The organism is Chromobacterium vaccinii, from assembly GCF_000971335.1.
Classification (GTDB): domain Bacteria; phylum Pseudomonadota; class Gammaproteobacteria; order Burkholderiales; family Chromobacteriaceae; genus Chromobacterium; species Chromobacterium vaccinii.
On sequence record NZ_JZJL01000024.1, the window covers coordinates 28,021 to 46,229 of the forward strand.

The window sequence follows — 18,209 nt, forward strand, 5'->3', positions numbered from 1 at the left end:
CGGCGGGGCAATACGCATCGCCGTCGCATGGAAAACCGGAGGCGGGCAGCCCGCGCGGGGGTGTCCGGCGGGCTGGCGCGGGCAAGGATCAGAAGCGTTCGAACGGCTGCAGATAGCGCCATTGTCCCGGCTGCAGCCCGGCCAGGGCCAGGCGGCCGATGCGGATGCAGCGCGCGCTTTGCAGGTTGACGCCGAGCTGGCGGCTGATGTCGGCGAAGAAGCCGTCGCCCGGCGCGTAAACCGCGCAGCGCAGCTGGTGGTCGCTCTGGCGGCTGATCTTGCACTGGCGCAAGGGCTTGCCGTCCAGGCGGATGGCGGCGACGCGCGCTTTCAACTCGTCGGCCGCCGGCGCCCGCTCCACTTGCAGCAGGAATTCCATCTCGCACTCGGCCAGATGGCGCGGCAGCTTTTTATCCTGGGTCAGGACCAGCAGGCCATGGCAGCGCTCATCCACGGCGCCGAGGACGCTCAGGTGCTGGCGGTGGCGCGCCAGCCATACTTGTTCCGCGCCGTCCTGCGGCGAGCGGCTGCCCGGCCCCAGCAGCTGTGCCGGCGGCGCGTCCTCGCCCGCCGGGCGGTTCAGCAGCATCGTCACCGGCAGCGTCGCCAAAGCCTGCGGCGTTCCGGCCAGCGTGATTTGCTGTTCCGGCCGCACCCGCGCGCCCAGCGTATTGACCACTTTGCCGTCCACTTTAACCAAGCCCTGCTCGATGCAGGCGTCGGCTTCGCGCCGCGAGCAAAGGCCCAGTTCCACCATGCGCTTGGACAGGCGCACGCTTGTCTCATCCATTGATCCACCCCCTGTCAAACGGACGGCGATTATCCGTTGCCGCCCGCGGGCTGGCAACGGAAACAAGGCTCAGGTTGAACGGGAGGGCGGCTGGCCGCGCCAGGGGGCTCGGTTGCCGAGCGCGATGCCGGCGATGGCCAGCGCGCCGCCGACCGCCATTTCCAGCGACAGGCGCTCCCCCAGCAGGCCGGCGCCCAGCAGTACCGCGCAGAGCGGATTGAGGGCGATGAACAGTCCGGCGCGGGCGGCGCCGATCCGGCGGATGCCGTCGTAGTACCAGATATAGGCCAGTGCCGAGCCTAGCGCGCCCAGATAGAGCAGCCCGCCCCATTGCGCGGCGTCCAGCTTGCCGATGGCGGCGAGGCTGGCGTCGCCGCGCAGCCATGCAGCCAGCCACAGCATCGCCGTGCCCAGCAGGATGGACCAGGTGGCCGTCTGCAGCGGCCCCAGCGCCTGCGACAGGCCGCGCGAACCGACGCTGTACGCCGCCCAGCAGGCGACGCAGCCCAGGATCAGCAGATCGCCGCCGCCATCGGCCGCGCCGGCCAGCGCGCCGGGATTTTTGCCGATGATGACCAGCCCGGCGCCGGCCAGGCACAGCGCGACGCCGACCAGCTTGAGCGGCGGCAAGGCTTCCTTCAGCAGCAGGAAGGAGGCCAGCGCGATCATGGCCGGATTGAGCGCGACGATCAGCGAAGCCCGGGCGGCGCCGATGCGCTGCAGGCCGTAGAAGAAAAACAGGTTGTAGCCGAACACGCCGAGCAGGCCCAGCGCGGACAGCCGCAGCATTTGTTCGGGAGCCGGGCGGACCAGCGGCGTGCGCGTCAACGCCAGGCAGCCCAGCAGCGTCGCGCTGGCGATGGCGAAGCGCAGGCTGGCGGCCAGCAGCGGGGGCAGGCCGCCGGCCAGCGCTTTGCCGGCGATGAAGGTGCCGCCCCAGATCGCGGAGACCAGGGTCAGGCGCAGATAGAGCCAGCGCGAGGGGAGGCGGCTGGCGGTGGGCGGCGCGCCGGCGCCGGGAGTCGAAGGCATTCAAGCCAGTCCGGTGTTGGCGCGACCGAAGCATGCATCCGCGCCGGTCAGCATCCGCAGCATGCGGGCATGGAACTGCGGCCGCTCTGCCCAAAGTCTGCGGGACTGCGCGAGGAAAAGCGCGGATTCCTGCCGGCATCCCAGGGCTTGAAGGGCGCGCATCGCGGCGTAGATGCCGTAAAGGTTGTCCTGACGCTGCCTCAGGGCCGCCAACGCCAGCGGCAGGGCTTGCTCGGCCTGGTCCGCGTCGGCAAGAACATAGGCATGGATGGACAGGTAGTACGGGTAAAGGCAGTGGCTTGCTTCGATATGCTTGGCGCAGCGCGCCAAGTCCTCGCGCAGCGCGCGGGGCTGGCCGAGGCAGCAGTCAAAGATATGGGTGCAGAACAATGCCACGACATCCGCCGGGTGGCGGCGCAGATGGTTGCCGAATTGCGCTCGCGCCAGGCGATGCTCCTTCGCTTCCCAATGCAGGCAGGCGGACTCGAGGGTTGAAACGACGGACTGCACATGCTGTCCACGAATGCGCTGGGCCAGCTGCGGCAGCGCTTGCGGACGACAGAACGCGATATCGTCGAAGCCGCTGAGCAGCGCCTGGAGCCGAACGCTTTCGCGAGCGAGGGGCCGAGGATGGCGTCCCGCTTCTTGCAATGACAGAAAACGATGGCTGAGGGCGGGGCAGAGCGAAGAGACGCCGTCTATCGGAGAATGGGTGTCTGGCATGGCGAGGTCTGGTTTTGGCGCGATTGAATATTTTTATGCTCATTTTCAATGATAGTAAAATGAGTAAAAACTCATGACTGGTTTGCAAAGATGACGCTGACTCAACTGGAAATCTTTTCCCTGGTCGCCGAGCTGCAAAACTTCACCGCCGCCGCCGCCCGGCTGGGCATTTCCCAGTCCGGCGTGTCCCATGCGATGCGCGAGCTGGAGCGGGAGCTGGGCGTGGAGCTGCTGCGCCGCGGGCAGGGCAAGGCGGAACCCACCGACATCGGCTTGCAGGCGCTGCGGCGGGCCAGGGGCATGCTGGGGCTGGCCGAGGCGATGCGGCAGGAGGCCTCCGACGCGCGCGGCTTGCGTCGCGGCACGCTGCGCATCGGCTCTTTCGGCCCCACCGCATCGCTGCGCCTGCTGCCTTTGCTGCTGGCGCATTATCGGCGGCTGCATCCCGGCATCGAGATCCGTGTCGACGAGGGGCCGGATGAGCAGGCGCTGCAATGGCTGCAGCAACGGCGGGTGGATATCGCCTTCGCGGTGCTGCCGGATCCCAGGTTCGTCACTTGTCCGCTGATCGAGGATCAAATGATGGCGGTGCTGCCCGCCGGCCACGCGTTGGCGGAGCGGGAGCGCGTGGCGCTGGGCGAGCTGTGCGCGGAGCCGTTCGCGCTGACCGGCGCGGGCTCGGGCGAGTTGGTGGGCAGGCTGTTCCAGGCCGAGCGCCTGCGGCCCGACATTCGCTATCGCTGCGGGCAATTGCTCAGCACGCTGGAAATGGTGGCGCGCGGCGATGCGGTGACGGTGGTGGCGGAATTGTCGCTGCCGTCGCGGCCTTATGTGGAAGGCTATGTCAGTCGTCCTTTGTCGCCCGCGGTGCGGCGCCAGGTGGGGTTGGCGATGCTGGACGAAGAGGAGGCGAGCCTGGCGGCGCGGGCATTCATGAAAATGGCGGCGCGACTGCGGAGCGAGGGCGGGCTGGAGGAGGCGAGACTGGCGTCAGCTGGCGGCACCTGACCCTTGGGTCAGGCGCGCAATGACGAATGCATTAAAATTGTTTTGAGTCAAATTGTTCCCCCGATCGGCTGCGTAGCATGCGGCGCTTGTCCGAGCCCATACGCGGGAGAATGCAGTGCAAGCCTTGAGAATCGTTTTGCTGTCCACGGCCTTCAACGGCCTGACCCAGCGCGCCTGGCTGGAGTTGCGCGAATCCGGCCACAAGCCGAGCGTGGTGCTGTTCACCGACGCCGACGAAGTGGCGCGCCAAGTGAGGGGGGCGCGACCGCAGCTGGTGATTTGCCCCTTCCTGAAGGACAGGGTGCCGGCCGAGTTGTGGCGGGACAGTCCGTTTCCGGTAGTGATCGTCCATCCCGGCATCGTCGGCGACCGCGGCGCGTCGGCGCTGGACTGGGCGATCATGAAGGGCGAGAAGCGCTGGGGCGTGACCGCGCTGCAGGCGGTGGAGGAGATGGACGCCGGGCCGGTGTGGTCCAGCCGCGAGTTCGATCTGCCGCCGGGCATCCGCAAGTCCGAGCTCTACAACGGACCGGTCAGCGACGCCGCGATGTACTGCATCCGCGACGTGGTGGAGAAGTTCGCCGGCGGCTACCAGCCGCAGGCGGTCGATTACGCCGACCCGCAGGTGGCCGGCCGGCTGCAGCCGAACATGAAGCAGGCCGACCGCGCCTTCGACTGGCGCCAGCCGGCGGCCGAGATCAAGCGCCGCATCGACGCCGCCGACGGCCAGCCCGGCGTGTTGGCCGATCTGGCCGGCGGCCGTTATTTCCTGTGCGACGCCCATCTCGACCACCGGACCGGCGAGCCGGGCCGCATCCTGGCGGTGCACGACGACGCGGTGCTGGTGGCCTGCGGCGACGCCAGCCTGTGGATAGGATCGGTGCGGCGGCAGCCGGCGCCGGGCGAGGAAACCTTCAAGCGGCCGGCCCGCCACGAACTGGGCCGCCTGCTGGACGGCGCGCCCCGGCTGGAGTGGGCGGTGGATACCCATCCGCATTGCGAGGAGAGCTACCAGCCCATCCGCTACCGCGAGGTGGGCCGGGTGGGCGAGCTGACTTTCGAGTTCTACAACGGCGCGCTCAGCACCGAGCACTGCCAGCGCCTGGTGCGGGCCTTGCAATGGGCGAAGCGGCAGGACACCCGGGTGCTGCTGATACGCAGCGGCCGCGGCAGCTTCTGCAACGGCGTCCATCTCAACGTGATCCAGGCGGCGGAGCGCCCGGGCGAGGAGGCGTGGCGCAACATACAGGCGATAGACGACGTCTGCCTGGAAATCCTTACCGCGCCGCAGCTGACGGTGGCCGGCGTGGCCGGCAACGCCGGCGCCGGCGGGGTGATGATGGCGCTGGCGGCCGACGTGGTGCTGGCGCGGCAGGGGGTGGTGCTGAATCCGCATTATGCGACCATGGGCCTGTACGGCTCCGAATACTGGACCTATACCCTGCCGCGCGCGGTGGGCGGCGAGACGGCGGCCAGGCTGTGCGGCGACTGCCTGCCCATCGGTGCGCGCCAGGCCTGGCGGTTGGGCATGGTGCAGGACATCGGCCCGCGCGATCCGGAAACCTTCGGCAGCTGGCTGCTGAGCATGGCCGCGGCGGCGGAGCGCAACTGGCCGGAGCTTGCCCGGCGCAAACAGGAGCTGGACCCGGCCCGGCTGCAGCAGTGCCGGCGCGCGGAGCTGGACGAAATGCGGCAGGACATGCTGGAAAACCGCCGCGGCTTCGCCGAGCGCTGCCAGGGTTTCGTGTTGAAGCGCCGCGCCTGCCGCACGCCGGAGCGCCTGATCGAGGACTGGGCGCGCGCGGTAGACTGAGGCGCATCCGGCGCCGGGTGTATTGTATGCTGGCATGCCCGGCGCCGGTTCCGGACGCGGCGTGAAACAGAGCAAGCCGCGTCAAGAAGGTTTTCGCGCATTCCCGCATAGTGGCCGCCATGGAGGACGAGCATGGATAAGGCGGACCGCTACGCGCGGCGTTTCGAAAAAGTATTGGATTACATCGCCAGCCATCTGGACCAGCCGCTCGACGTCGAGCGCCTGAGCCAGCTGGCCCACTTCTCGCGCTTCCATTTCCACCGACAGTTTTCAGCGTATCTGGGCGTGGGCGTGGCCCGCTACATCCTGATGCAGCGGCTGCGCCGGGCGTCGTACTGGCTGGCGTTTCAGCCGCGGCGCAAGATCACCTCCATCGCGCTGGACTGCGGTTTCGACAATCCCGAATCGTTTTCGCGCGCTTTCCGGCAAGCGCTGGGTTGTTCGCCCAGCGAGTTCCGGCGCCGTCCGGATTGGCCGGGCTGGCATGCGCGGATGACGCCTCCCGTCAGAGAGAGAATGGACAGCATGGAAGTCAACATCATCACCGTAGAGTCCGTCATGGTGGCGGCGCTGGAACACCTGGGGCCCCCGGAGCGGGTCAACGACAGCGCGCTGCGCTTTATCGAGTGGCGCAAGGCGAGCGGCTTGTCGCCGGTCGCCGGCAGCCAGACCTACGGCATCGCCTACGACAATCCGGAGACCGCGGAGCCGGAACGGTTCCGCTTCGACATCTGCGGCAGCGTCGCGGGGCCTGTGCCGGCCAATCCGCAAGGCGTGATCGTTAAACAGATTCCGGGCGGGCGCTGCGCGGTGGCCCGCCACCATGGATCGCACCACAATCTGGGCGACACGATCTGGTACCTGTACCGGGAGTGGCTGCCGGCCAGCGGCGAGGCGCTGCGGGATTTTCCGGTGTATTTCCACTACCTGAACCTGGCCAGCGACACGCCGGAGCATTTGCTGCTGACCGACGTGCATCTGCCGCTGCGCTGATGCGCTTTGGGCCGGCTGCGGCCGGCGGTCCGGTCCGCTAAGCTGAAGCGATGGAGCAAACGTTCATTTGAGCGCCGCCGAGAGGCGGCGCGGCCATTCGGGAGCGCGCGCATGAGCTGGCAGACCCACGAGGTGAGCAATCAGTACGACGAGTTGCAGGATTACAAGTTGTTCGATACCGATCCGGCGTTGAAGGAGGCGCTGCATCGCGCCGGCGCGGACTGGGCGGCGACTTGGCTGGCCGATTACGGCGAGCGGCTGGGCCGCGCGGCGACCTTCGAGCTGGCCGAGCAGGCCAACCGCTGCGCGCCGCAGCTGCAGGCCTTCGACCGCCGCGGCCGGCGCATCGACCGCGTCGAATTCCATCCGTCCTGGCACGAGCTGCTGGCGCTGTACCGCGCCCAGGGGCTGGTGTCTCTGCCGTTCGACAACGAGCGCAAGGGACGCTGGACCGCCTTCCTAGCCGGGTTCTACCTGCACGGCCAGGTGGAGGCCGGCACCCTGTGTCCGGCCACCATGACCCAGGCGGCGATTCCGCTGCTGAGGCGGGAGCCGGCGCTGTGGGCGCAGTTGGGCGACAAGCTGCTCTGTCGCGACCACGACGCGCGCGACCTGCCGGCCGAACGCAAGGCGTCGGTCTGGCTGGGCATGGGCATGACCGAGAAACAGGGCGGCTCCGACGTGCGCGCCAACGCCACCACCGCGACGCCGTTGGGCGCCGGCGGGCGCGGCGGCGAGTACGCGCTGCGCGGCCACAAGTGGTTCTATTCCGCGCCGATGAGCGACGCCCACCTGGTGGTGGCGCAGTTGCGCGACGGCGGCCCGTCCTGCTTCTACGTGCCGCGCTGGCGGCCGGACGGCAGCCGCAACGCGGTGGCGATCCAGCGCTTGAAGGACAAGGTGGGCAACCGGAGCAACTCCAGCAGCGAGGTGGAGTTCCAGGACGCCTGGGGCGTGCTGATCGGCGATCCCGGCCGCGGCATTCCCACCATCATCGAGATGGCCGCCTATACCCGGCTCAATTGCGTGATCGGCAGCGCGGCCTTGATCCGCCAGGGCCTGGTCCAGTCCATCGCCTACGCCCGCCGGCGCGTCGCCTTCGGCAAGCGCCTGGCCGAGCAGCCGCTGATGCGCGCGGTGCTGGCCGATCTGGCGCTGGAGAGCGAGGCGGCGCTGCGGCTGGCGGCGCGGCTGGCCGAGGGTTTCGAAAACGACGAGCCGGCCTGGAAGCGCATCGTCGCGCCGGCGGCCAAGTTCTGGGTGTGCAAGCGCGCGGTGGAGCTGGCCGGCGAAACCATGGAAGTGTTCGGCGGCAACGGTTACGTCGATGCCGGGCCGATGGCGCGGCTGTTCCGCGAGGCGCCGGTCAATTCGATCTGGGAAGGCTCGGGCAATGTGATGTGCCTGGACGTGATGCGGGCGCTGCAGCGCGAGCCGGAAGCCTGGCAGCGGCTGTTGGACGAGTTGGCCGGGCTGGCGGGCGGCGATCGCCGGCTGCGCGCCGCGCTGGCGGATCTCATGGCGATGGCGGCCTTGTCCGCGCCGGAGCTTGAGGTTCTGGGCCGGCGCTTCGCCCAACAACTGGCGCTGACCGCGCAAGGCTGCTTGCTGCGGGCTTGCGCGCCGGCGGCGGTAGCCGACGGCTTCATCGCCAGCAGGCTGGCGGATGGGCACTGGGGGCGGGTGGCTGGCGCGCTGGACGCGCGGGCGGTGGATGTCCGCTATCTTTTGGAGCGGGCGCTGCCGGGCAGTTGACTGCCATTCTGGACGCCAAGCGCCGCGCTGTGGATAAATCGCGCGGCGAGTCCGGATTGTGGATAAGTTGGCCGGATCAGGCCGTCGCCTCGGCTTCGACCCGGTTGCGGCCGCCGGCCTTGGCGCGGTACAGCGCCAGATCGGCGCGCTTCACTGCCGCTTCCGGCTGCGCGTCCGCGGCGTCGGCAGTGGCTAACCCTATGCTGATCGTGATGCGGCCGACATCCGGCGCCTGAGATTGCTCGACGGCGGCGCGGATCTTTTCGGCGAGCACCGCCGCGCCTGAGGCATCGGTTTCTGGCAGCAGCAGCAGGAATTCCTCGCCGCCGAAGCGCGCGACGAAGTCGGTGGCGCGCGCCGAATTCAGCAGCGTGTCGGCGATGTGGCGCAGCACGCGGTCGCCGGCATCGTGGCCGAAAGTGTCGTTGACGCGCTTGAAGTGGTCGGCGTCCAGCAGCAACACCGCATACGGCGCGCCGGTGCGGCCATAGCGGAGGTGTTCTTCCTGCAGCTGCTCATTGGCGGCCATGCGGTTGTGCAGGCCGGTCAACGCATCGTGGCGCGCCTGCTGCGCCAGTTCCGTGGCTTTTTGCACCAGCAGCCGGTTGGACTCGCGCAGTTGCTCGGTGCGGTCCGCCACCATTTGTTCCAGATTGGCGTTGACGTCGGCCAGTTGCTGCTTGCGGGCGAGCAGGGCGTTGGTCATGTTTCGCATCGCTTCCGACAATAGGCGCAGTTCCTGGGTGCCGCCGGGTATTTCCCAGTCGGCATCCTCTTCGCCGCGGCCGACGCGCTTCGCGGTGCCGGCCAGTTGTTCCAGCGGCCGGCTGAACGAGGTGGCCAGCTTATATACCGCGGCCATCAGCAGCGCGCTGGCGGCCAGGCCCAGCAGCATCAAGGCGCCGCGCAGACGGTTCAGCGCCGCCAGCGCCTGTTGCTGGGGCTGGCGGACGATCACTCGCCAGTTCAGCCCCGCCTCCCGCACCTGGGACTCGCCGTACAGGTAGTCGCCGCCGCCGGGCCAGGGGCCGAGGCGGAAGGTCTGCTCCGCGGACATCGGCGCCGGGGCCTGTGTTTTTCCCACCGCCTCGAACGGCGATAGCAGGTTGTTCTGCCGGTCGACGATGAAGGTTTCCAGGCCTGACTTGGCGGGCAGCCGCTCCCGTATGATGTCTTCCACCCAGTCCCATAGCGCGTGGGTGGCCAGCACGCCGCGCAGCTTGCCCGTCGGATCGTAGATCGGGGAGGCGAAATCGACGAAGCGCAGCGGTTCGCTCTGGCTTGAGGAATTGGGGAGCAGCTTGGCCAGCAGCACGGCCTGGTGGATGTCGCCGACGAAAGGCGCGTGCTGGCCGTGGATGAACCAGGGCCGTTTGGCGGCGCTCTGGCCGACCAGCATGCCGCCGGCGGCGGAAATGATCTTGCCTTGCGTGTCGGCGATGCCGATCCAGGCGTAGTACTTGTAGGCTTGCTTGGTGCGCTCCAGGCTCTGGCGCAGGTCGCCGCCGTCCAGCGGCGCCCGGACATAGGTGGGGCTTTGCGCCAGCAACAGCACTTCGCGGTGGCGTTCCCGCAGATTGCTTGCGATGGCCTTGGCGATGCTGCCGGCCAGGCTGTTCATCGCCTCCCCCTGGTCGCGCACGATGCGGTCGGACAGCACCTGGTCGAGGCAGACGGCGGCCAGCAGCGCCGAGGCGAGAAACAGTCCGCCGAACAGGATGGCCAGCCTAAGCCGGAAGCTGCCGAGCAGGGAGTGGGGGCGGGTCATGGCGGGCCTGGCGAATGGGGCGATGCTTGATTATAGCGCCGGGCCGCATGGTTCATGCGCGCTAGGTGCGCGCCTGTTTTCGGGAGCGGGGAACGCAAAAAAGGCAGCTTGCGCTGGCCTTTTTTGTATTTGGTGGCGAATCAGGGACTCGAACCCCGGACCTGCGGATTATGATTCCGTCGCTCTAACCGACTGAGCTAATTCGCCGTGGAGAAACCGCTCGTGCGTCTTCTCGTCAAACTGTGGTGGCGAATCAGGGACTCGAACCCCGGACCTGCGGATTATGATTCCGTCGCTCTAACCGACTGAGCTAATTCGCCACATTTCGATGCTGTCGCACCGAGACGCGAACTATACGCAGCGCCCCGGGAGCTGTCAAGCGCCTTTTGCGGGATTGTGGCGGCGGCTCACAGCGTATAGCAGCGGTCGCCGCGGGCGAAGCCCAGCCAGTCTATGGAAACGCCTTTGCCGAAGCCCATCGCCTTGAAGGTTTCGCCCATTTCCTGCGGCGACAGCAAGCGCTGCGCCGCCTTGGCCACCGGCAGGTAGGTTTTGACGTCGTTGGCGTCCAGCGACTGCAGTCGGTCGACCAGGCCGCAGTTGACCAGGAATTGCGCCTGGCTGGTATAGCCTATCAGGTCGAGGCCGGCATCGACGCCGCTCTGGGCGACGGCGCTGAAGTCGACGTGGCAGGTCAGGTCCATCAGGCCGGGCAGGTAGAACGGGTCCTGCACCGTGTGGTGGCGGTAGTGGCCCAGCAGCGTGCCCATGCTGCGCTCCGGGTGGTAGTACTCGGACGCGGCGTGGCCGTAGTCGATCATCAGGATGGCGCCGCGGGCCAGCGCGCCGGCGACGGTGGATATGAAGCCGCGGTTGGCCAGGCTGATCTCGGTCTCGTAGCGCGGGATGTCCGGCACCAGCTGCGCGGCGAGCTCCGCCAGCCGGGCGTCGGCGAAATCGCGGTCTTCATAGGCGAGAGCGCCGTCGCGGACGGTGACACCGCGCTGGCGAAGCTGGCGGTTTTCGTCGCGGAACACCATCTCGCAGGGCATCGCGTCCAGCAATTCATTGCCGATGACGATGCCGTCGATCGCGTCCGGCAGCCGGTCGGCCCATTCGACGCGGCCGGCCAGGTGCGGCAGCGCGGCGCGGATGTTGTCGCGCTGGCGTTCCACCAGATCCGGCGACAGGTCCAGGATCACGTATTTTTGCGGCAAGCAGCCCAGCGCCTCCAGCTCGGCCAGCAGGTCTATCGCCAGCTTGCCGGTGCCGGCGCCGAATTCGTAGATGGCGCCGGCGGTCTGCGGCAGCAACTCGGCCAGCTGGCGGGCCAGCGACTGGCCGAACAGCGGCGTCAGTTCCGGCGCGGTGATGAAATCGCCGCTCTCGCCCAGCTTGCTGCTGCCGGCCGCGTAATAGCCCATGCCGGGCGCGTAGAGCGCCAATTCCATATAATGCGAAAAGGGTATCCAGCCGCCGGCTTCGGCGACGGCCTGGCTGATGCGGCCGCACAGGGCCTGGCTGGTGGCCAGCGCTTCTGGACTGGCGGCGGGTAAGGTGGTCATGGCTGTCGTCCTGCTACAATGTGGCGCGATTGTGGTGCAAAGCGCAGCGCCCGTGAAGGGGCGAGGAATTCGATTCGAGGAAGCAATGCTAACAGAGCGACAACAAGATGAGCGCGTGGTCCTGATCACCGGCGCCGCGCGCCGGGTGGGGGCGGGCATCGCCCGGCTGCTGCACGCGCGCGGGCTGAGGCTGGTGTTGCACTACCGAGGTTCGCGCGCCGACGCCGAGGCGCTGGCGGCGGAATTGAACGCGATTCGGCCGGACAGCGCCAAGCTGGTCCAGGCCGATCTGCTGGACGCGGCGGCGCTGCCGGAGCTGGCGGCTCGGACGGTGGCGGCCTTTGGCCGGCTGGACGGCCTGGTCAACAACGCGTCCAGTTTCTTCCCGACGGAAGTGGGCCGGATCGATGAGGCGGCCTGGCATGATCTGATGGGCAGCAATCTGAAAGCGCCGCTGTTTCTCAGCCAGGCGCTGGCGCCGGAGCTGACGCGGCGCGGCGGCGCCATCGTCGGCATCGCCGACATCCATATGGACAGGCCGATGGCGCGGCATGTGGTGTACAACCTGGCCAAGGCCGGCCACGCCCAGCTGATCCGCAGCCTGGCGATCGAGCTGGCGCCGGCGGTGCGGGTCAACGGCGTGGCGCCGGGCGTCAATCTGTGGCCGGAGAGCGAGGCTTCGTTCGACGCGGCGGGGCGCGAAGCGATCGAGGCGAGCATACCGCTGCGGCGCACCGGCGTGCCGGAAGACATCGCCCGGGCCGTGGCTTTTTTGTTGCTGGACGCGACTTACGTCACCGGCCAGATCCTGGCGGTGGATGGCGGCCGCGGCATCGTGCTGTGACGGTTTTCCGCCGCCATGGATTTTGGCGGCGGAAAACGGTAAAATCGCCTGTTTTTCAATTTCTTAGCCGTACCCATGTCCGAACTGAACGCCGCGCTCGACGACAAGGCCAAGAAGGCCGCGTTTGAAGGCAACAAACTGGCCAAGCGCCTGCGCCACCACGTCGGTGACGCCATCAATGATTTCAACATGATCGAAGAGGGCGACCGCGTGATGGTCTGCCTGTCGGGCGGCAAGGACAGCTATACCTTGCTGGACATCCTGCTGGGCCTGCAGAAGTCCGCGCCGATCAACTTCTCCATCGTCGCGGTCAATCTGGACCAGAAGCAGCCGGGCTTCCCCGAGCACGTGCTGCCGCAATACCTGCAGTCCATCGGCGTGGAGTACCGCATCGTCGAGGAAGACACCTACTCCATCGTCAAGCGGCTGGTGCCGGAAGGCAAGACCACCTGCAGCCTGTGCTCGCGGCTGCGCCGCGGCATCCTGTACCGCGTGGCGGACGAGTTGGGCGCCACCAAGATCGCGCTGGGCCACCACCGCGACGACATCCTGCACACGCTGTTCCTGAACATGTTCTACGGCGGCAAGATGAAGGCGATGCCGCCCAAGCTGGTGTCCGACGACGGCCGCCACATGGTGATCCGCCCGCTGGCCTATTGCCGCGAGAAGGACATCATCCGCTACGCCGATTGGAAAGAATTTCCGATCATCCCGTGTAATTTGTGCGGCTCCCAGCCCAATCTGCAGCGCCAGGTGGTCAAGGAGATGGTCAATGACTGGGACAAGCGTTTCCCCGGCCGCGTCGAGAGCATGTTCCGCGCGCTGCAAAACGTCGTCCCGTCGCATCTGGCCGACACCAGGCTGTACGATTTCGCGTCGCTGAAAACCGGCGACGCGCCTTTCGCCGACGGCGACACCGCCTTCGACAAGGAAGAGTTCCGCGATCCGGCGCCGGATGCGGACGACGCGGGCGAGGCTGCGCCGAAGCGCACCATCAGCATCCTGGATTCCCGCGGCAAGGAGGCCGGCTGTGGCGCGTAGGGCGCTGCACCCGTTCCGCCGCCGCGTGCGGCCGGCGGTGGAGGCGATGCCGGAGGTGGAGATCTCGGAAGAGGGCAATATCCGTTCGCTGCACCTGGGCTCGGAAACGATACAGAGCTCGATGGACCTCGACGATCCGCCGGATCTGGTGCTGTCCTACAGCCGCGCGATGATGGGCTTTCTGCTGTGGAACGACGATCCCAAGCACATCCTGCAGATCGGCCTGGGCGGCGGATCATTCGCCCGCTTCATCGATGAGTACCTGCCGGACGCCGTCAGCGTGGCGGTGGACATCAATCCGCAGGTGATCGCGGTGGCGCGCGCCTTCTTCCAGTTGCCGGAGGAGGGCGATTTCTTCGAGATCGTCGAGGCCGACGGCGCCGATTACGTGAAGATCTTCCGCGGCTCCACCGACGCGATCCTGGTGGACGGCTTCGATGGCCTGCAGATCGTCGACGCGCTGACGACGGAAGACTTCTTCGAGGACTGCAAGCGCGCGCTGAGCCCCAAGGGCGTGTTCGTCACCAACTGGTGGAGCGGGGACAAGCGCTACCAGGCTTTCATCGAACGGCTGTTGAACGTTTTCGAGGGGCGGGTGATCGAACTGCCTGCCGCCACCCATGGCAACGTCGCGGTGATCGCTTTCCGCCAGAGCCCGACGCTGACGCAGTGGGAGGCGCTGAAAAAGCGCGCCGACGAGCTGGAGGGGCGCTTCGGGCTGGAGTTCGGCGAGTTCGTCAACCGGCTGAAGCAGACCAACCAGCAGACCGCCGGGCACCTGTTGATCTGAGCCAGGACAAATCCGCCGCGAAAAGCGCGCGGCGGTTACGTTTGCTTACCCAAAAGCCGGCGCAACGCGGCGTATAATGCCAAGCTGCGCGCGCATCGAGCGCCGGTTTCGGGCCCGAGGCCCGGGTCAGACGTGGCAGTACCTTATACCTGAGTACCGAATGACCGGGCGGCAGACGGGCGTCTGCCGCTCAAGCTTTTACATCCTGTTGGGACTTTCATCGTGATCAAGCAGCAACTGCTCAATCGTATCGCGGACAAATCCGCTGTCATCGGCATCGTGGGTCTGGGCTATGTCGGCCTGCCGCTGATGCTGCGTTTCGCCGAGGTCGGCTACAAGGTTCTGGGCTTCGACATCGACAAGAGCAAGGTCGATGCCCTGATGGCCGGCAACAGCTACATCGAGCACATTTCCGCCGACAGCATCGCCACCGCCCTGACCCGCGGCTTCGAAGCCACCGCCGACTTCTCCCGCGCCGGCGAGGCCGACACGCTGATCCTGTGCGTGCCGACGCCGCTGAACAAGTACCGCGAGCCGGACCTGTCCTTCGTGCTGAACACCATCGACAGCCTGGTGCCTTACCTGCGCGAAGGCCATCTGGTGTCGCTGGAGTCCACCACCTACCCGGGCACCACCGATGAAGAGCTGCTGCCGCGGATGGAATCGCGCGGCCTGAAGGTGGGCGATGACGCCTTCCTGGTGTTCTCGCCGGAGCGCGAAGATCCGGGCAATCCCGATTTCACCACCCGCACCATTCCCAAGGTGTGCGGCGGCGTCACCGAAGCCTGCCAGGAAATCGGCGTCGCGCTGTACAGCGCGGTGATCGACAAGGTGGTGCCGGTGTCGTCCACCCGCGCCGCCGAAATGACCAAGCTGCTGGAGAACATCCACCGCGCGGTCAACATCGGTCTGGTCAACGAGATGAAGATCGTCGCCGACCGGATGGGCATCGACATCCACGAAGTGATCCGCGCCGCGGCCACCAAGCCGTTCGGCTTCGTGCCCTACTATCCGGGCCCGGGCCTGGGCGGCCACTGCATCCCGATCGACCCGTTCTACCTGACTTGGAAGGCGCGCGAGTACGGCGTCAACACCCGCTTCATCGAACTGGCCGGCGAAGTGAACAGCAATATGCCGGACTACGTGGTGTCCAAGGTGGCTTCCGCGCTGAACCTGCGCAAGAAGGCCATCAACGGCAGCCGCGTGCTGGTGCTGGGCATCGCCTATAAGAAAAACGTCGACGACATGCGCGAAAGCCCGTCGGTGTTCCTGATGGAAAAACTGCGCGACCTGGGCGCCGAAGTGGCGTACAGCGATCCGCACGTGCCGGTGTTCCCGAAGATGCGCGAACACGCGTTCGATCTGAAGAGCGTGCCGCTGACCGCCGAATCCATCGCCGGCTACGACTGCGTGCTGCTGGCCACCGACCACGACAAGTTCGACTACGAGCTGATCAAGGCCAAGGCCCAGCTGGTGGTCGACAGCCGCGGCAAGTACCTGGAGCCTGCCGAGCACATCGTCAAGGCTTGAGGCGTGCAAGGGCGCTTTCCCCGGGCGGGAGCGTGGCTGGCGGGGCTGGGCGCGCTCACGCTGCTGGCGGCGCTGGCGTTGACGCCGCTGATCCGCTATTCCAAGAGCTGGCTGGTGGCCGAAGTGCCCCAGCCGCGCGCGGACTGGATCGTGGTGCTGGGCGGGGAAAGCGGCGAGCGGGTGATAGGCGCGGCGGAACTGTACCATCAGGGCCGCGCGCCTTTCGTCTTCGTCAGCGGCGAAGGCGATTGCCTGCTGATCGTGCGCAGGCTGGTGATGGCCGGCGTGCCGCGCGGGAAGATAGGCTATGAGTGCCAGTCGCGGAATACCCGGCAGAACGCCGAATTCACCCGGCAGGCGCTGGCCTCGCACCAGCCGCGGCGCGTCACGCTGGTGACCTCGTGGTTCCACTCGCGGCGGGCGCTGGAGACTTTCCGCCAGGCCTGGCCGGAGGTGGACTGGGGCATGCACATCGTGTACCCGGGCAACGATTTGCGCCACAGCCTGGCCTTGTACGACGCCGGCGCGGTGCTGACCGAATATTTGAAGATACTGGTGTATTCAGTACGTTACTGGACGTTCAAATGATAGTGATTCCTCCGATTGCCGATCGCAAGATCCGCTTCGCCCTGGTCGGCTGCGGCCGCATCGCCAACAACCACTTCGGCGCGCTGGAGAAGCACGCCGACCGCGCCGAGCTGGTTGACGTCTGCGACATCGATCCGGCCGCGCTGAAGGCCGCCGTCGAGCGCACCGGCGCCCGCGGCCACGCCAGCCTGACCGACATGCTGGCGCAAACCAACGCCGACATCGTCATCCTGACCACGCCGTCCGGTCTGCATCCGAGCCAGAGCATCCAGTGCTCCGAAGCCGGCTTCCACGTGATGACCGAGAAGCCGATGGCCACCCGCTGGGAAGACGGCCTGGAGATGGTCAAGGCCGCCGACAAGGCGAACCGGCATCTGTTCGTGGTCAAGCAGAACCGCCGCAACGACACGCTGCAGCTGTTGAAGCGCGCGATGACGGAAAAGCGCTTCGGCCGCATCTACATGGTCAACGTCAATGTGTTCTGGACTCGTCCGCAGGAGTACTACGACGCGGCCGGCTGGCGCGGCACCTGGGAATTCGACGGCGGCGCCTTCATGAACCAGGCCAGCCACTACGTCGATCTGCTGGACTGGCTGATCGGCCCGGTGGAAAGCGTGCAGGCCTACACCGCCACCTTGGCCCGCAATATCGAGGTGGAAGACACCGGCACCGTCAGCGTCAAGTGGCGCTCCGGGGCGCTGGGCAGCATGAACGTCACCATGCTGACCTACCCGAAGAATCTGGAAGGCAGCATCACCATCCTGGGCGAAAAGGGCTCGGTGCGCGTGGGCGGCGTGGCCGTCAACGAGATCCAGCACTGGGAGTTCGCCGAGCCGCACGCGATGGATGAAGACATCAAGAAAGCCAGCTACGCGACCACCAGCGTCTACGGCTTCGGCCACCCGCTGTACTACGACAATGTGATCAAGACCATGCGCGGCGAAGCCACGCCGGAAACCGATGGCCGCGAGGGCCTGAAGTCGCTGGAGCTGCTGATCGCGATGTATCTGTCGGCCCGCGACGGCCGCCGCGTCAGCCTGCCGCTGGATTATTAAGGCGGACAGCATGTTCAGAAAAATAGTAGACGGCGCGCTGTGGGGCCTGGGGTTCTGGCTGGTCGGCGGTGTTTTGATGTTGATATTTTCTTCTTTCGGGAACCACGTTGAAGCCCAGAAGCAAGTTTCAGCGGCATCGGCGCAGCAGCGGGAGGCCGAGCGCCAACATGCCCGCTATGAGGACTTGATGAGCCGTCAGGAAAAAGCGATGGCTCGTTCCGAGCAGCAATTGACTCGCTTGGACAAGCTTTTGGAAAAATGGGAGCGGCAGAAATGAGCCAGGTTCATATCCACCCTAGCGCCATCGTCGACGAAGGCGCCTCCCTGGGCGAGGGCACCCGCGTCTGGCACTGGGTGCACATCTGCGGCGGGGCGAAGATAGGCAAGGGCTGCTCCTTCGGTCAGAACGTGTTCGTCGGCAACGATGTGCTGATCGGCGACAACGTCAAGGTGCAGAACAATGTGTCGATCTACGACGCGGTGACGCTGGAGGACGACGTGTTCTGCGGCCCGTCCATGGTGTTCACCAACGTCAACAATCCGCGCAGCCACGTCAACCGCAAGAACGAATACCGCCGCACGGTGGTGAAGAAGGGCGCGTCCATCGGCGCCAACGCCACCATCGTCTGCGGCCACACGGTGGGCGAGTACGCGTTCATCGGCGCCGGCGCGGTGGTCACCCGCGACGTGCCGGCCTATGCGCTGATGGTGGGCACGCCGGCCAAGCGCATCGGCTGGATGTGCTCGTGCGGCGAGCGCCTGTCCAACGACATCGGCACCCATTCCTGCCCGGTTTGCGGCATTCATTACGAGGTCGGCGGCAACCACTGCACGCCGATAAAGAGCGGCGAGTAAGCGCCGCCCGCGCGGCTTGTCCAGGGCGGCTCCCCATCGTTGGCGATGGGCCGCCGCCG

General features: G+C 66.9%; 17 protein-coding genes and 2 tRNA genes. 12 read left to right on the top strand and 7 right to left on the bottom strand.

Going from position 1 to position 18,209, the window contains the following annotated elements:
* Nucleotides 1-88: 88 nt before the first annotated feature.
* From VL52_RS13065 to VL52_RS13075, 3 genes are all read right to left on the bottom strand, one after another.
* On the bottom strand, nucleotides 89-790 hold the full coding sequence (locus VL52_RS13065) for a S4 domain-containing protein (RefSeq protein ID WP_046157419.1): 702 nt from the start codon (nucleotides 788-790) through the stop codon (nucleotides 89-91).
* A 69-nt stretch (nucleotides 791-859) separates the two neighbouring features.
* Entirely contained in the window at nucleotides 860-1,822 is a 963-nt protein-coding gene (locus tag VL52_RS13070; protein WP_046157420.1) for a DMT family transporter, read from the bottom strand.
* The gene (locus tag VL52_RS13075; RefSeq protein ID WP_144410242.1) at nucleotides 1,823-2,545 is read right to left on the bottom strand and encodes a tetratricopeptide repeat protein; all 723 of its coding nucleotides are present in this window, start codon (nucleotides 2,543-2,545) and stop codon (nucleotides 1,823-1,825) included. It abuts the gene before it with no gap.
* A 90-nt stretch (nucleotides 2,546-2,635) separates the two neighbouring features.
* Here VL52_RS13075 and VL52_RS13080 point away from each other — a divergent pair, with 90 nt between their 5' ends.
* The 4 genes from VL52_RS13080 to VL52_RS13095 all read left to right on the top strand — a co-directional run bounded on the left by VL52_RS13080 (nucleotide 2,636) and on the right by VL52_RS13095 (nucleotide 8,114).
* A complete protein-coding gene (locus VL52_RS13080; protein WP_046157422.1) occupies nucleotides 2,636-3,553 on the top strand; it encodes a LysR family transcriptional regulator in 918 nt (305 codons plus the stop codon).
* 115 nt (nucleotides 3,554-3,668) lie between these two features.
* Complete coding sequence (locus VL52_RS13085; RefSeq protein ID WP_046157423.1) at nucleotides 3,669-5,366, top strand: hydrogenase maturation protein; 1,698 nt, start codon at nucleotides 3,669-3,671, stop codon at nucleotides 5,364-5,366.
* A gap of 132 nt (nucleotides 5,367-5,498) precedes the next feature.
* Nucleotides 5,499-6,359 carry an AraC family transcriptional regulator gene (locus tag VL52_RS13090; protein ID WP_046157424.1) on the top strand — a complete coding sequence of 287 codons (861 nt, stop codon included), beginning with the start codon at nucleotides 5,499-5,501 and terminating at the stop codon, nucleotides 6,357-6,359.
* 111 nt (nucleotides 6,360-6,470) lie between these two features.
* Nucleotides 6,471-8,114 carry an acyl-CoA dehydrogenase family protein gene (locus VL52_RS13095; protein WP_046157425.1) on the top strand — a complete coding sequence of 548 codons (1,644 nt, stop codon included), beginning with the start codon at nucleotides 6,471-6,473 and terminating at the stop codon, nucleotides 8,112-8,114.
* Nucleotides 8,115-8,190: 76 nt separating this feature from the next.
* Here the strand turns inward: VL52_RS13095 and VL52_RS13100 are convergent, their stop codons facing one another.
* From VL52_RS13100 to VL52_RS13115, 4 genes are all read right to left on the bottom strand, one after another.
* Nucleotides 8,191-9,882, bottom strand: a complete 1,692-nt coding sequence (locus tag VL52_RS13100) for a sensor domain-containing diguanylate cyclase (protein WP_046157426.1) — start codon at nucleotides 9,880-9,882, stop codon at nucleotides 8,191-8,193.
* A gap of 130 nt (nucleotides 9,883-10,012) precedes the next feature.
* Nucleotides 10,013-10,089: transfer RNA gene (locus VL52_RS13105), tRNA-Met, on the bottom strand.
* Nucleotides 10,090-10,125: 36 nt separating this feature from the next.
* A tRNA-Met gene (locus tag VL52_RS13110) sits at nucleotides 10,126-10,202 on the bottom strand.
* A gap of 87 nt (nucleotides 10,203-10,289) precedes the next feature.
* Nucleotides 10,290-11,447 (bottom strand): class I SAM-dependent methyltransferase, encoded by a 1,158-nt coding sequence (locus VL52_RS13115; RefSeq protein WP_046157427.1) that lies wholly within the window; start codon nucleotides 11,445-11,447, stop codon nucleotides 10,290-10,292.
* A gap of 85 nt (nucleotides 11,448-11,532) precedes the next feature.
* Here VL52_RS13115 and VL52_RS13120 point away from each other — a divergent pair, with 85 nt between their 5' ends.
* The 8 genes from VL52_RS13120 to VL52_RS13155 all read left to right on the top strand — a co-directional run bounded on the left by VL52_RS13120 (nucleotide 11,533) and on the right by VL52_RS13155 (nucleotide 18,150).
* Complete coding sequence (locus VL52_RS13120; protein WP_046157428.1) at nucleotides 11,533-12,291, top strand: pteridine reductase; 759 nt, start codon at nucleotides 11,533-11,535, stop codon at nucleotides 12,289-12,291.
* Nucleotides 12,292-12,366: 75 nt separating this feature from the next.
* Nucleotides 12,367-13,332, top strand: coding sequence for a tRNA 2-thiocytidine(32) synthetase TtcA (gene ttcA / locus VL52_RS13125; protein WP_046157429.1), 966 nt, complete (start codon nucleotides 12,367-12,369; stop codon nucleotides 13,330-13,332).
* Nucleotides 13,322-14,122, top strand: coding sequence for a polyamine aminopropyltransferase (locus VL52_RS13130; protein ID WP_021477413.1), 801 nt, complete (start codon nucleotides 13,322-13,324; stop codon nucleotides 14,120-14,122). The genes ttcA and VL52_RS13130 overlap by 11 nt, the downstream gene beginning before the upstream one ends.
* Nucleotides 14,123-14,347: 225 nt before the next feature.
* Complete coding sequence (locus VL52_RS13135; RefSeq protein WP_046157459.1) at nucleotides 14,348-15,652, top strand: nucleotide sugar dehydrogenase; 1,305 nt, start codon at nucleotides 14,348-14,350, stop codon at nucleotides 15,650-15,652.
* 3 nt (nucleotides 15,653-15,655) lie between these two features.
* Nucleotides 15,656-16,240, top strand: coding sequence for a YdcF family protein (locus tag VL52_RS13140; protein ID WP_082113738.1), 585 nt, complete (start codon nucleotides 15,656-15,658; stop codon nucleotides 16,238-16,240).
* Nucleotides 16,237-17,295: a Gfo/Idh/MocA family protein gene (locus VL52_RS13145; RefSeq protein ID WP_046157430.1), complete on the top strand. Its 1,059-nt coding sequence runs from the start codon at nucleotides 16,237-16,239 to the stop codon at nucleotides 17,293-17,295. The genes VL52_RS13140 and VL52_RS13145 overlap by 4 nt, the downstream gene beginning before the upstream one ends.
* Before the next feature lie 10 nt (nucleotides 17,296-17,305).
* The gene (locus VL52_RS13150) at nucleotides 17,306-17,572 is read left to right on the top strand and encodes a hypothetical protein (RefSeq protein WP_046157431.1); all 267 of its coding nucleotides are present in this window, start codon (nucleotides 17,306-17,308) and stop codon (nucleotides 17,570-17,572) included.
* The gene (locus VL52_RS13155) at nucleotides 17,569-18,150 is read left to right on the top strand and encodes an acyltransferase (protein WP_021477408.1); all 582 of its coding nucleotides are present in this window, start codon (nucleotides 17,569-17,571) and stop codon (nucleotides 18,148-18,150) included. The genes VL52_RS13150 and VL52_RS13155 overlap by 4 nt, the downstream gene beginning before the upstream one ends.
* Nucleotides 18,151-18,209 lie beyond the last annotated feature (59 nt).